Origin of the sequence: Bernardetia sp. ABR2-2B (assembly GCF_037126435.1) — a bacterium.
In the GTDB taxonomy this organism is placed as follows: domain Bacteria; phylum Bacteroidota; class Bacteroidia; order Cytophagales; family Bernardetiaceae; genus Bernardetia.
On sequence record NZ_CP147020.1, the window covers coordinates 3,471,005 to 3,485,178 of the forward strand.

10 protein-coding genes are annotated in these 14,174 nt (G+C 33.2%); 9 read left to right on the forward strand and 1 reads right to left on the reverse strand.

What is annotated here, in order from left to right; all coding sequences use genetic code 11:
* The first annotated feature begins 28 nt into the window (after positions 1-28).
* The 9 genes from ssb (at position 29) to WAF17_RS14740 (ending at position 12,735) form a co-directional block, all read left to right on the forward strand.
* Positions 29-514 carry a single-stranded DNA-binding protein gene (gene ssb, locus WAF17_RS14700; protein ID WP_338761033.1) on the forward strand — a complete coding sequence of 162 codons (486 nt, stop codon included), beginning with the start codon at positions 29-31 and terminating at the stop codon, positions 512-514.
* Between the two features lie 23 nt (positions 515-537).
* On the forward strand, positions 538-1,935 hold the full coding sequence (gene gldE / locus WAF17_RS14705; RefSeq protein WP_338761036.1) for a gliding motility-associated protein GldE: 1,398 nt from the start codon (positions 538-540) through the stop codon (positions 1,933-1,935).
* Between the two features lie 280 nt (positions 1,936-2,215).
* Positions 2,216-2,812: a hypothetical protein gene (locus WAF17_RS14710; RefSeq protein WP_338761039.1), complete on the forward strand. Its 597-nt coding sequence runs from the start codon at positions 2,216-2,218 to the stop codon at positions 2,810-2,812.
* 49 nt (positions 2,813-2,861) lie between these two features.
* Positions 2,862-4,106, forward strand: coding sequence for a transcription termination factor NusA (gene nusA, locus WAF17_RS14715; protein WP_338770201.1), 1,245 nt, complete (start codon positions 2,862-2,864; stop codon positions 4,104-4,106).
* A gap of 457 nt (positions 4,107-4,563) precedes the next feature.
* Positions 4,564-7,911 carry a translation initiation factor IF-2 gene (gene infB, locus WAF17_RS14720; RefSeq protein ID WP_338761042.1) on the forward strand — a complete coding sequence of 1,116 codons (3,348 nt, stop codon included), beginning with the start codon at positions 4,564-4,566 and terminating at the stop codon, positions 7,909-7,911.
* Positions 7,912-8,033: 122 nt separating this feature from the next.
* Positions 8,034-9,245 (forward strand): glycosyltransferase family 9 protein, encoded by a 1,212-nt coding sequence (locus WAF17_RS14725; protein ID WP_338761045.1) that lies wholly within the window; start codon positions 8,034-8,036, stop codon positions 9,243-9,245.
* A gap of 176 nt (positions 9,246-9,421) precedes the next feature.
* A complete protein-coding gene (gap, locus tag WAF17_RS14730) occupies positions 9,422-10,417 on the forward strand; it encodes a type I glyceraldehyde-3-phosphate dehydrogenase (RefSeq protein WP_338761048.1) in 996 nt (331 codons plus the stop codon).
* 246 nt (positions 10,418-10,663) lie between these two features.
* Positions 10,664-12,037 carry an anthranilate synthase component I family protein gene (locus WAF17_RS14735; RefSeq protein WP_338761051.1) on the forward strand — a complete coding sequence of 458 codons (1,374 nt, stop codon included), beginning with the start codon at positions 10,664-10,666 and terminating at the stop codon, positions 12,035-12,037.
* A gap of 86 nt (positions 12,038-12,123) precedes the next feature.
* On the forward strand, positions 12,124-12,735 hold the full coding sequence (locus WAF17_RS14740; protein WP_338761053.1) for a hypothetical protein: 612 nt from the start codon (positions 12,124-12,126) through the stop codon (positions 12,733-12,735).
* A gap of 57 nt (positions 12,736-12,792) precedes the next feature.
* On the opposite strand, the gene WAF17_RS14745 is transcribed toward WAF17_RS14740, so the two are convergent.
* Complete coding sequence (locus WAF17_RS14745; protein ID WP_338761055.1) at positions 12,793-14,148, reverse strand: hypothetical protein; 1,356 nt, start codon at positions 14,146-14,148, stop codon at positions 12,793-12,795.
* Positions 14,149-14,174: the final 26 nt, after the last annotated feature.

A 14,174-nucleotide genomic window follows, 5' to 3' on the forward strand; every position in this document is an offset into this window, starting at 1 on the left:
TTCAATTTTATTAAAGAAATCATAAGTTATGGCAGGAGTAAATAAAGTAATTTTATTAGGAAACCTTGGGCAAGACCCAGAGATTCGTACCTTAGAGAGTGGTGTAAAAGTAGCAACAGTTTCTATCGCAACAAGTGAAAACTACAAAGACCAGTCAGGAGAATGGCAGGAGAGAACGGAATGGCATCGTCTTACTATGTGGCGTTGGACAGCAGAGAAAGCTGAAAAACTCAAAAAAGGAGACAAAATTTATGTAGAAGGAAAACTTACAACTCGCTCTTGGGAACAAGATGGCGTGAAAAGATATGTTACCGAAGTAGTAGTAAACGACTTACAATTTACTGCAAAAATGGGAGATGGCAACTACAATGGAGGAGTTCCAATGCCAACACAAGACCCTTATAGTGGTGGAAACACAACTACTTCAAATACTACACAACCTTCTCCTCAAAAAACAGAAGTGGCAAGTGAACTGAGTGGTTCTGGCAACCCCGAAGATGACCTTCCTTTCTAATCTAAAACTTAATTTTTACGACATTGAACGAGAGCGACAGTTTTAGTTGGAATATTACATCCATTCTAGAGAATTTTTATAATTTAGATATTCTTTTACAAGTAAACAGCATACAGGCTTCTAATTTAGCAATGTATGCCTTCGAACTATTTGTTATACTCATTTTATTGCTGCTTTCGGGGCTGATTTCAGGCTCGGAAGTAGCCTTTTTTTCTCTTACTACCCAACAGATAGAGGAATGTAAGGAGAGTGAAAAATTGGTAGATAAAAAACTTTTAGAGCTTCTTAGCAAACAAAAGCTACTTTTAGCAACTATTTTATTACTGAATAATTTAGTCAATATTGCTATCGTAATAGCTTCTACCTATATGATGTGGCAAATTTTTGGGCGAGAAGAAGAAGGAATTGTAGTCGTTATCTTAACAGCAATTATTACAGCAGCTATTGTCTTTTTTGGAGAGGTTGTACCGAAAGTAATTGCTCGTCAGCGTTCACTTGTGTTTTCTAGAAGCGTAGCTCGTCCGATGGCTTTTGCAATTACAGTTTTTCAACCTGCTGCTTGGATACTTGCATTTATGGGCGAAAGGCTAGAAAAGAGTGTCAAAAAAGGACAAAGTCAAACTCCTGTTTCTGTAGAACAGCTCAATAAAGCCTTAGAGCTTACAACGAATAATGAGGCTGCAAAAGAAGCAAGACAGATTCTGAGAGGCGTAATCAACTTTGGTCAAATCAATGCCAAACAAATTATGACTTCAAGAACAGAAATTACAGCCATAGAATATGCTACTTCGTACGATAATCTCTTAGAAACAATCAAAGAAAGTGGTTATTCAAGGATTCCAATTTATAAAGAAAAGGTAGATGATATTATCGGACTTCTTTATGCAAAAGATTTGTTAGCACATTTGAGAGAAGAGAGTGATTTTGAATGGCAAAAACTTATCAGAGAGAATGTTTTTTACGTTCCAGAAACAAAGAAAATAGATGACCTTTTTCAAGATTTTCAAACAAAACATATTCATATGGCAATCGTAGTCGATGAATATGGAGGAACTTCTGGGTTGGTAACTCTAGAAGATGTAATTGAAGAAATTGTAGGAGAAATAAATGATGAGTTTGATGATGATGAAGAACGTTTATTTATCAGAACAGCAGAAGACGAATACATTTTTGAAGGAAAAACACTTTTGAGTGATTTTGTAAAAGAGTTTGAGTTACATGGAAGTCATTTTGATACTGTAAAAGGAGAAAGTGAATCTATCGGTGGGCTTATGCTAGAGCTTTTTTCAAAGATGCCAATGCGAGGAGAGATAAAGGAATTTGCTCCCTTTGAGTTTATTATAGAAGCTGCAGACAGAAAGAGAGTAAAAAAAGTAAAAGTAAGAGTTTTGCAGCGAGAAGACCAAAAAGAAGAGGATTAAGCTTTAAGATGAAACAATGTTTTTACTAGGTGGCATCTGCTCTCATTATAAGATATAACTACTACTAAATTCAGATTTAATCAAAAGGACACAATTTAGTAAAATCTAAAATTTGCAAAACAAAACACTTTTTTGTATTTTTGTAACCAAATTAGAAAACAATTACGAATGGAAGGCAGAAAAAGCCTTCCATTTTCGTTTTTATATATATATATTATCCTTAATAGAAAGAAAAAATATTTGCTTCTAATTTCTGAAATCTAACTTCTAAATTATTTACATGTCCGATTCAAAAACAGCACAAATTAATTCTATTAAAGAAAAAATAAGCAATTTTATTCAAAAGGCAACTTCTCCACAAGCTAGTGAAGAAGGAAATGAGCTTTTTGATTTTGCACTTTCAACACATATTTTTCTATTAGAAATTCAAATTTCGAAGACAAGAACACCAAAGGTAATCATTATTATTGATGGTGATAATGGTGTCGGAATTGCTGACTGTGCTAATGTAAGCCGAAAAGTAGGAGCTTATTTTGAAGAAGATGATTTATTTGGAAAAGATGAAAAAGGCGAAGATAATCCTTACAACTTAGAAGTAACTTCTCCTGGTATTGATTATGGATTACATATTTTAAGACAATATCCTCAACACGTAGGACGTACTTTAGAGTTCGAACTCAAAGACGGAACGAAAAAAGTAGGCAAACTACAATCAATAGAAGAAAATGAAGAAGGCAAAGCAATTTTTCAAATCACAGAAGAATATGAAGTAGCCGAAGGGAAAAAAGGAAAGTTAAAAACGAAATACAAACCTGCTACTATTGACTTTGAAAAAGTAAAGGTAGCACACGTTCAAATATCATTCAAAAAAAAATAAAGTAGAAGATAGCTTCCAAACTATCTAAAAAATATAAAATACAATGAGCATAGAAACCACAACATTAATAGAATCCTTTGCAGACTTTGCAAGGTTAAAACGTATTGACCGTCCTACGATGATTCGTATTTTGGAAGATGTTTTTCGTACACTTATCCGAAGAAAATATCGTTCAGATGAAAACTTTGACGTTATTGTTAATATCGAAAAAGGCGATTTAGAAATTTGGCAATACAGAAATATTATTGCAGATGACGAGCCTGAATACGATGAGCAAACAGAAATTCGCCTCACAGATGCAAAGGTAATTGAACCTGATTTTGAAGTGGGCGAAGATGTGGCTCAAGAAATCAAAATTGATGATTTTGGACGTAGATTAGTTCAGACGGCACGTCAAACTCTTATTCAAAAGGTAAGAGATTTGGAAAAAGATTTATTATATCAGAAATACAAAGAATACGTAGGCGAAATTGTTACTTGCGAAGTATATCAAGTCTTAAAGCGTGAAGTTGTTTTGCAAGATAATGAAGGAAAAGAGCTTAGTTTGCCAAAAGGAGAGCAAATTCCGAAAGACCGTTTCCGTAAAGGAGATAGTGTTCGTGCTGTTGTTCATCGTGTAGAAATGCAAAACGGTAATCCAAAAATTATTCTTTCACGTACTGCTCCCTTATTTTTAGAGAAATTATTCGAATCTGAAATTCCAGAAATTGAAGAAGGAACAATTGCTGTTCGTAAAGTAGTCAGAGAAGCTGGTGAACGTGCAAAAGTTGCCGTAGAATCATTTGATGACCGTATTGACCCAGTAGGTGCGTGTGTAGGAATGAAAGGTTCACGTATTCATTCAATTGTAAGAGAGCTTTGTAATGAAAATATCGATGTGATTAACTACACCGAAAACTTGGAATTACTCATTTCTCGTGCTTTGAGTCCTGCCAAAACAACTTCTATGAAAATAGATGAAGACAATTCTCGTGTAGCTGTTTTCTTGAAGCGTGACCAAATTTCTCTAGCTATTGGAAAAGGAGGGCAGAATATTCGTTTGGCTGGAAAGCTAGTAGATTACGAAATTGATGTCTTTAGAGAAGAAGCTGTTGATGATTTTGAGGACGATGTAGATTTGACAGAATTCAAAGATGCTATCGATGATTGGATTATCGAAGAGTTTCATAAAGTAGGTTTTGATACAGCAAGAAGTGTATTAGAATACAACAGAGAAGATTTGATTCGTCGTGTAGATTTGGAAGAAGAAACAATTGACTTTGTTTTGGAAGTCCTTAAAAAAGAATTTGAATAGTAATTTTTATAAACCCTAAGAGTCTCCAAGACCCTTAGGGTTTTGTATAAAAAGTTAAAAAAGTCAGATAAAAAAATAAATATTTGCTTTTTTTTACGATTTTAGATTATTTTTTCTAAAAATTATCGTATTTTTGTAAAAAACAGGCTCTTACCAATTCAAAATACATTTTATAAAGTAATAAAAGAAATTTTTGAGTAGTAAGTAATAAGCAAAGTTTAAACATCAATAATTCATATATAACTGTACCCATACAAAATAGGGGCAGTTTATCCATCAAAACCAAATATCGTTTCAAAAAAAACTTAAATTAGTTTAAGAACAGACCCTCCTAAAATCACTTAAAATAAAAATTACTTAGGAGTCAAAAGTAGGCAACTCATCATTTTTTAGAACATTAACTAACGCAAGGATAATTTTCAGAAGATAAGCTAAAAGTCGCCCCACAAAAAAATTTATGGCAGAAAATAAAAAACAAATGAGACTTAGTCAGGTCGCCCGAAAATTAAATATCGGACGCAATACCATAGTCGAACATCTACGAAAAAAAGGACACGATTTGAAAGGCAATCCCAATGAGCCTATCAATCAAGAAATGTATGCAATTTTGGAAAAAGACTTTGAGGGTTCGCTCAAGAATAGGAGAGAAGCGTCTAATATCAAAATAGGAACTACTTCTGCAACAGCCAAAACTATTGATAAAGATACGAAAGCCAAATCTCAAACAGAGGTTCAGACAGAGAAAGAGGATGACGATACGGAACAAGAAAAAGAATTGTTTATAAAAGGAAACGTAAAATCAACTCCTCAAACTAGTTCACAAGACCAGAAAAAAGAAGATAAAAAGAAAGCAGAACCTGAAACGTTTACTACTGATTCACATCAAATGAAAGTAGTAGGAAAGGTAGATTTAGATAAGTTTAATAAGAAAAAAGGTTCTACTAAAAAGTCAGCTTCAAATAAACAAGCAGATAAAAAAGAAACAAGTAAAACAGTTTCGAAACAGGAGACAAAGGCGACTAGTTCAAAGCAAATATCATCTAAAGCAAAATCTATTGATAATACAGCTACAAAGAAAAATTCAGCTCCTAAAACAACAGTAGATAGCACAAATAAGAAGGATACAGTAGAAAAAACGACACCTAAAAGTGATAATAATAAAACTGTAAAGCAAGACGATAAGAAGAGCCAAAAGGAAAACAAGCCTTCTCAAAACTCTAAAACACCATCTAATTCTATAAATAAGAATGATAGTAATAAGAAGGTAGAAGCATCAAAGGATTCTAATACAAAAAAAGAAGACAAAAACAGTAGTAATAAAGCTACTCCACAGCCTTCTAATAAAAAAGACAAAAGAAGTTCAGATAGTAAGAAAGCTGATAATAAGTCAAATAAGCCTGAAACTTCTGTAAATAAAGCAAAAGAGAATTCTAAAAAGAATCAAGAAAAAGATATAAAAGCTACCTCTAAAACTTCTGATAAAAAAGAAGATGTTAAGGGTAAAGGAGAGGAAGATTATGTTTCTTCACAGGGGGATAAATTACCAGGACTTAAAGTAGTTGGTAAAATAGATTTATCTTCTTTCTCTAAAAAGAAAAAATCATCTGATGATAAGTCCGATGATGGAACTCGTCGTCGTCGTCGTCGTCGTCGTCGTCGTAGAGGAGAAGGAGAAGGTTCTTCAGATAGCAAACCACAGGACTTGACTAAACTGAACACAAGTGATAAAACAGGTTCGACCACTACTAAGCCAAAAACAGATTCTGACAATAGTAGAAGACGCAAAAAGAGACGTAAAGAACAACCTTCTGCTAAGGAAGTTCAAGAACAAATCAAGGCTACTCTTGCTCGTATGAACACAGGTTCTGGAAAAGGTGGAAGAGGCAAAAGAGGTGGAAGTAGAAGAGATAAACGTGAGGCTCGTGAAACTGAACAGAACGAAGTAAAAGTAGAAAACAAGTTATTAAAAGTAACAGAGTTTATTCCTGCAAGTGATTTTGCAAACTTACTTGATGTTTCTATTAACGAACTTATTTCTAAAGGAATTGGATTAGGCGTAATGATTTCAATCAATTTACGTCTTGATGCCGAAGTTATTACGCTTCTTGCCGATGAATTTGGTTACGATGTAGAGTTTACATCTGCTGAAGAAGAAACAGAAGTTGTAATAGAAACCAAAGACAAACCAGAAGATTTAGAACCTCGTGCGCCTATTGTTACCATTATGGGACACGTAGATCACGGTAAAACAACTCTTCTTGATTACATAAGAAAAGCAAAAGTAGCAGATGGAGAAGCTGGTGGAATCACGCAGCATATTGGAGCTTATAATGTTACTTTAGATGAAGGAAAAGAACTTACTTTTTTAGATACTCCAGGACACGAAGCCTTTACAGCAATGCGTGCAAGGGGTGCAAAAGTTACTGATGTTGTTATTATTGTTGTAGCAGCAGATGATGGTGTTATGCCTCAAACTCGTGAAGCAATTAATCATGCTAAACTTGCCGAAGTACCTATTATTATTGCTATCAACAAGATAGATAAAGTAGGAGCTAACCCAGACCGAGTAAAACAAGAACTAGCAGATATGAATGTTCTTATAGAAGAATGGGGTGGTAAATACCAAGCCCATCATATTTCTGCAAAGAAAGGTGAAGGTATAGATGAACTACTAGAGGGCGTTATATTAGAAGCTGAAATATTAGAACTTAAAGCAAATCCAAATAGAAATGCAGCTGGAACAGTTGTAGATGCTTCTTTGGACAAAGGACGTGGATATGTAGCCACTACCATTGTACAAAATGGTACTTTGAAAGTAGGAGACGTGATTTTGGCTGGTTCGCATTTTGGTAAGGTACGTGCAATGATTGATCACTTGGGTAATCGTCTAGAACATGCTCCACCATCAACACCAGTTCAGATTTTAGGTCTTGATGGTGCGCCACAAGCTGGAGATAGATTCAATGTAATGAAGTCGGAACGTGAAGCAAAAGATATTGCTACTCGTAGAGAGCAAATTTTACGTGAGCAGTCTATTCGTGCTACTCGTCGTCTTACTCTTTCTGATATTAATAGAAGACTTGCAATTGGAAACTTCCAACAACTCAATCTTATCATCAAAGGTGATGTTGATGGTTCAGTTGAGGCATTGGCAGATTCACTACAAAAACTTTCTACTGACGAAGTAAATGTAAATGTTGTAATGAAAGGCGTAGGTCAGATTTCAGAATCAGACATCAACCTTGCAACTATTTCAGATGCAATTATCATTGGTTTCCAAGTTCGTCCATCTCGTAATGCTCGTGCATTGGCAGACAGAGAACAAGTAGAAGTACGTCTGTATTCGGTTATCTATAAAGCGATTGATGAAGTTAAGTCGGCTATTGTTGGTCTTCTTGCTCCAAAAATTGAAGAAGATATTGTTGGTACAGTTGAAATTCGTGAAACATTCAAAGTCTCTAAAGTGGGTGTTATTGCTGGTTGTATGGTTACGACTGGTAAAATCAAACGTAATAACAAAATCCGAATTATTCGTGATGGTATTGTTATCCACGAAGGAGAAATCGAAACTTTGAAACGTTACAAAGACGATGTACAAGAAGTTAAATCTGGGTTTGAATGTGGTATTTCTATCAAGAATTACAATGAAATTCAAGTTGGAGATGAGATAGAATCGTACGAGGAAAGAGAAGTGAAACGTACTTTTGAAGAACTCAAAAATGCGACACCTACTCCGAAAGAAGAAGCAACTAAAGAAGCTAAAGAAAGCAAAGAAAAACAAGCTAAAGAGAAAGAAACGAACTAAAAACATTTCTCAATTTATATAAAAATCAAAAAGCATTTCTAATTTTTTAGGAATGCTTTTTTTAATTTAATCCTCGTTGACGGCAATGCCTCAACGACGGTTTACTTTATTTTTGAAATTCAATGAAAGAAAGAACGACATTCCAAAAACTAAAAGAACGAATCAAAATTGCTTTTGAAGTTCGTTTATGTCATTTTATCGATAAATTAGTTATTGCTTCTACAAAATACAATTCTACTAAAGATAGTCTTCTGATTATTCGTTTAGATGCAATTGGAGATTATATTTTATTCAGAAATTTTTTAGAAGAACTAGCAAAAGACAAAGTTTACAAAAACTACAAGCGTGTTTTGTGTGGAAATGCTATTTGGAAATCTTTGTTTGAAGAATGGGACAAAGAAACAGTAAATAATGTAATTTGGATTGACCGTAAAAAATTCTATAAAAGTTCTATTTATCGTTATCAAAAACAAAAAGAAATTAGAAAACAAGGTTTCGAAATAACTATCGAATCTACCTATTCAAGATTATTGCTTTTTGGAGATGCTATTGCGAATGTTTCGGGTGCAGAAAAACGAATTGGAAACGAAGGAAATACAGATAATTTAATCCAAAAAGAGAAAAAGTTAGCTGATAGTTTTTATACCCAATTACTAGAAACTCCCAACAAACCAGTTTTTGAATTTGATAGAAATAAAATCTTTTTTGAGCAGTTTTTGAATAGAAAAATCGATTTAAAATATCCTTTTCTACTAGATAAAATTGATGTAACAGAAAAAAAAGAAAATCAAATTGCTCTTTTTATTGGTGCAAGTGAAGTGTATAAAACGTGGCATTTTGAAAATTTTGCGAAACTTATTTTAGAGTTATATTCCGTTAATAATGAATTAGAGTTTATTTTGATTGGAGGAAAAAATGAACAAATTCTAGCTCAAAATATAAATTACTTTATTGAAAATAATTTTGAAAATCAAAGTGAAATTCTAAATTCAATAACTGACTTTACAGGAAAAACAAATCTCATTCAGCTTTCTCAAAAAATAGCAGAAAGTAATCTATTAGTTACTAACGAAACCGTAGCCTCACATCTTGGCGCAGCTACACAGACGAAGACTATTTGTATTGCCAATGGAAGACATATTGGGCGTTTTAGTCCGTACCTGAATGAATATAATTTACCTATTTCTTATATCTTTCCTCCTAAAATTGAAGAAGAGTTAAAGCAAAATGATAAAGAATTAGTTTATCAAAAATATTGTAATTCTATGGGAAATGATATTAATGAGATTACTGTTGAGCAAGTTTTTGTGAAGATAGAAGAAATAGTAAAATGATATTTTTAATAAAAAAACATAAATCTCTGATTTTAGACCAATCAGATAGCAAATAAGGGGTTGGGAAAATAAATTCTAATAAAAATTCCGTAATTTTGCACCAATTTAAAGACGTAGCTTTATCCTAAATAGAGCAATTTTTCGTTTTACTCACTTCATAAATATTCAATATCAGCATGGCAGATAAAAAAATTCGTGTAGCAATCAACGGTTTTGGACGCATCGGACGTGTTACGTTCCGTGCCTTAATGAAAAAATCGTCTATCGAAGTAGTAGCAATCAACGACCTTACAGACACAAAAACACTTGCCCACCTTCTCAAATATGATTCGGTACATGGCAAATTTGACGGAACTATCTCTTCTACTGATGATTCATTGACAATCAATGGAAAAACAATCAAAGTAACAGCAGAAAGAGAGCCTTCAAAGCTTCCTTGGAAAGAAAATAATATCGATGTAGTGTTGGAATCAACAGGATTCTTTACAGACAAAAAAGCAGAAGGACACATTAGCGCAGGAGCGAAAAAAGTAGTTATTTCTGCACCAGCAAAAGACGGCATCAAAACAGTAGTTTTGGGTGTAAATGATGAGATTTTGGAAGGTAGCGATACGCTTATTTCAAATGCTTCTTGTACTACAAACTGTCTTGCTCCAATGGTAAAAATCTTGAACGACAAATTTGGAGTAGAAAAAGGCTTCATCACAACTGTTCACGCTTATACTTCTGACCAAAATATCCACGATGCGCCACACAAAGACCTTCGTAGAGCTAGAGCAGCAGCTTATTCTATCGTTCCTACAACAACAGGTGCAGCAAAAGCAGTTGGTTTGGTTTTACCTGAATTGTCAGGCAAATTAGATGGTTGTGCTATGCGTGTTCCAATTCCAGACGGTTCTTTGACTGACCTTACTGTAATTTTGAAAGAAGAAGTTACAAAGGAGCAAATCAATGAAGTAATGAAAGCAGCTTCTGAAAATGAATTAAAAGGAATCTTAGAATATACAGATGAGCCATTGGTTTCTATTGATATTGTAGGAAATCCTCACTCTTGTATCTTTGATTCTGCACTTACGTATGCGAGTGGAACAATGGTAAAAGTAGTAGGTTGGTACGACAATGAATCGGGTTACTCAAATCGTTCGGCTGATTTGATAGAGAAAATAGGTTAATAATTTTTTACTTTGTCGCTCGTGAGGACACGAGCAACGGTAGAATTTAATAAAAACAAAAAAAGACTCAAGCAATTATTTGTTTGAGTCTTTTTAGATTAAAAAAAGACCACCGAAGAGTACTATTATTTTTTCAAATAAGTGGCTTTCAGAACGTCCGATACGAGCAGTCTTTTCTCTAAAATAAAGATACACAAAATAAATAGTTCCGTTGCTCGTGTCCTCACGAGCGACATAATACATCAAATGCCAACCTTCCTAAAAAAATCCCTACAATGGGCTTCAACTTTCAAAACTTTTATTTACCTCAATCCAAATGAGATAGAATATCCCCATGAACCATTTTCACACGTTTTGGCAGTAGGAGAAAAAAGGAAAGTTTGTAGTAATACTGCTCATAAAATAGAAGGAAAAACAAGTTTTGATAAACTCTACAACTTTTGGAATAGTCAGAGCCAAACAGAGAATTCGTATCTTTTTGGCTATTTTAATTATGACTTAAAGAACGAATTGGAAAATTTATCTAGTTCTAATCTTGATAATTTAGGCTTTCCAGAATTTTATTTTTTCGAACCTAAATACATTTTATTTTTTGATACAAAAGGAAATTTACTAATTGATAAAACAAAACAAGAAAATAATTTTGAGGATGAAATTCTATCACAACTAATTATAGAAATAGAAAATACAGAAGTAGAAAGCAATAAGTCAATTTATAATTCTACACAGCCGTTGTCGGTGTCCCCACCGACGACAAAAAACACCTCAAAACCAAAAATAAACTGCCATTTTTCAGAAAAAGAATATTTACAAACTGTTGAGATAATTAAAAATCATATTGTAGAAGGCGATGTCTATGAACTCAATTTATGTATAGAGTTTTTTATCGAAAAATTAGAATTAAATCCTTTAGAAGCCTATCAAGAATTATGTAAAATCTCAAAAATGCCTTTTTCTTCTTTTCTGAAAATTACGATAGAAGAAAATGAAAAAAAGACTGAAAAATATGCGCTTTGTGCTTCTCCAGAACGATTTTTAAAGAAGACAGGAAACAGACTAATTTCTCAACCCATAAAAGGAACAGTAAAAAGAGGAAAAACAGAAGACGAAGATGAAGAACATAAAAATTACCTCAAAACAAGTGAAAAAGAAAGAGCTGAAAATATGATGATTGTAGATTTGGTCAGAAATGATTTGGCAAGAAGTGCAGAAATAGGTTCTACACATGTAAGCGAAATGTTTGGAATTTATACCTTTCAACAGGTTCATCAAATGATTTCTACGGTGGAAGCAACGTTATCAAAAGACAAAAATTGGTCAGAAGCCATCAAAAATGCCTTTCCAATGGGGAGCATGACAGGTGCACCCAAAATAAAGGCTACTCAATTAATAGAAAAATACGAAAAGTCAAAACGTGGTTTGTATTCGGGTTCGATTGGTTATATTTCTCCTAACGGCGATTTTGATTTCAATGTAGTTATCCGAACTCTTTTTTATGATTCACTTTCAAAATATGCTTCTTTTCAAGTCGGAGGAGCAATTACGTACGATTCTGACCCAAAAAGTGAATGGGAAGAGTGTTTGTTGAAAGCAAAGGCAATTCGAAGTCTTTTTGAATGAAAATAATTTGTAAAATGAATATTATTTTATCTACATTTGCAAACCTTTTTTAAATAAATTTCTTTAAATTATCATATTTCATAAACATGAAAAAACTAATTTTATTTTCTATCTTTTTTGCTCTTTGTTTTTCTTCTTTTGCTCAAACTTCACTCAATACAAGTGTAGGATATACCACGCATGGAAGTGGTGATATGTTTGGATACGCTGCAAGTTTTGGAGTAGATAAACTCCTTCCCAAAATTTCAAATCGTCTTTCTTTAGGATTCAACGCTCGTTTTATGACACATAGTAGAGAGTACGAAATGAGTTATCTAAATCAAACTTTACCTAATTATCAAAATTCAAATCTTAGAGTAGTAACTTCTGGTTCTCAATTAGAAATCGTTCCTTCTTTTGCACTTATTAAAACAGAAGTTTTCTCATTTCGTTTTCATGCAGGTATTTTAGGACGTTATCAAGTTACAAATAGTCCAAGTATTTTTGGCTCTACGATTATGTATGATGAGGTTGTTTTAAACGTTATTAATGATGATACAAATGATTTTAGAAGATTTGATGTAGGCTATATTTCACAATTCAGTATGCAATTCAAAGTTTCTAAACGCAGTCAATTGGGAATTGCGATGTCTTTTCAAAATGATACAAATGGTTCTGCTATTACGTCTATTCCATTGAGTTATTATTTTTCTTTGTAAAAACATTCAAGTCTGTATTTTCTAACCTATATTATTTTCAGAAATGGTATAGGTTTTTTATTCTTTCCTAAATCGAATAAACAAAACCATACCCAAAAAAAGAGCAAGAAGAGCAATTATTCCGACTTTAATAGAAGTTTTTGTATCAATTCTACTGACAATAATTTTCTTATCCGTAGAGTTTTTGGCTTCCTCTTCTGCCATAAAAGCAGCTAAATAAGCTACTTTTTGAAGTGAATCCACTACTAGATAATCAGGAATTTTATTATTTACAATATAAAGAAGCTGGGAAGCTACTGTATCGCTTTTAATAAAAAAAGTAGAATCACTATACCCTTCTAGCTCAGGTAAATAATTATCTTCAAATTTTTTGTCAATTCTGAATCCTTCTTCAATCCAGTCTTTTTCTTGTTGAAAAATAGGTTGTAAATAACTATCTCTCTCTTTTATTTTTTGAGCTAAAAAGACCGAAATATCCGTAGTATTATATTTTTCTTCTTTCTTGAGATAATTTTGATGATGCAACAAAACTGAAGAAGCAAGATGAGTATAAGCTTTTGCAGCCTTAGGAGAATAGTTAGAAATAAGCTGCGCAGCTCTCAAATACGCAAAAGCTGCTACTTGTGCAGAACCTCTTTTGTTCTGACGCTCTTCTTTTTGTTTTTCTGTATAAGTAACTTGGTCTTCACCCAAAGTGGGCAACGCTGTCTTTCCTAAAAATAAATCTCCAATCGCTTCTATCAAAATGATATTTTCAGAATGTGAAAAGCGAAGAAGTTGTAACATAGCAAAAATTGCTTCATCGGTTTGTTCTTCTGTTAGTTTAGGTTTTTTCTTATTTCTATCTTTTCTCTTCTGAAATTTTTTAGCTAAGAAGGTATAAAAGTTAGGAATTTCATAAATTTGCCTTTGTTTTGCCAAGTCATCAACTGTAAAATCGCCCTGTACTGGTAGAGTAATCTTACGCCTTTGTTTTTTTGTTGCTCCTTTTCGTGCTGCACATTCAATCAAATAATCTATCCAATACACTTGATATTTATCTCTCAAAGCTAGAGGACTAAATTTTTTGAGTAATTTTTGAGCATAAAAACGAGCTTTATAGAGTTCTCTATCTGCAATATAAAAAGTAGCTAAATTTGCGTAAGTGCTGTATTCTCCTGCTTTTTTTCGTTCCTTTGCAATCATTAATCGAATGGCATCTTTTGTTCTACCTGTCAGATGATAAGAAATTGCCATTGCATCATAGAGTATCAAAGAGTCTGGATTTTTATTCCACTCATCTTCATACATAGATATTCGCCAAAAATGGTAATTTTGTGAATGTTTTAAATGATTGCCCACCAAAACCTGCATAACTGTTTGGTAAGGAACAGCATTCAACTGACTTGTTTCATCGTCCCAAAGAGAAGCCAAGGCCAAAAAAGGGTAGAGAAAAAAGC

Bases quoted from the DNA above. Each gene is read 5' to 3' on its own strand.
- ssb (WP_338761033.1), top strand. From the start codon at position 29: ATGGCAGGAGTAAATAAAGTAATTTTATTAGGAAACCTTGGGCAAGAC.
- WAF17_RS14710 (WP_338761039.1), top strand. From the start codon at position 2,216: ATGTCCGATTCAAAAACAGCACAAATTAATTCTATTAAAGAAAAAATA.
- infB (WP_338761042.1), top strand. From the start codon at position 4,564: ATGGCAGAAAATAAAAAACAAATGAGACTTAGTCAGGTCGCCCGAAAA.
- WAF17_RS14725 (WP_338761045.1), top strand. From the start codon at position 8,034: ATGAAAGAAAGAACGACATTCCAAAAACTAAAAGAACGAATCAAAATT.
- gap (WP_338761048.1), top strand. From the start codon at position 9,422: ATGGCAGATAAAAAAATTCGTGTAGCAATCAACGGTTTTGGACGCATC.
- WAF17_RS14735 (WP_338761051.1), top strand. From the start codon at position 10,664: ATGCCAACCTTCCTAAAAAAATCCCTACAATGGGCTTCAACTTTCAAA.
- WAF17_RS14740 (WP_338761053.1), top strand. From the start codon at position 12,124: ATGAAAAAACTAATTTTATTTTCTATCTTTTTTGCTCTTTGTTTTTCT.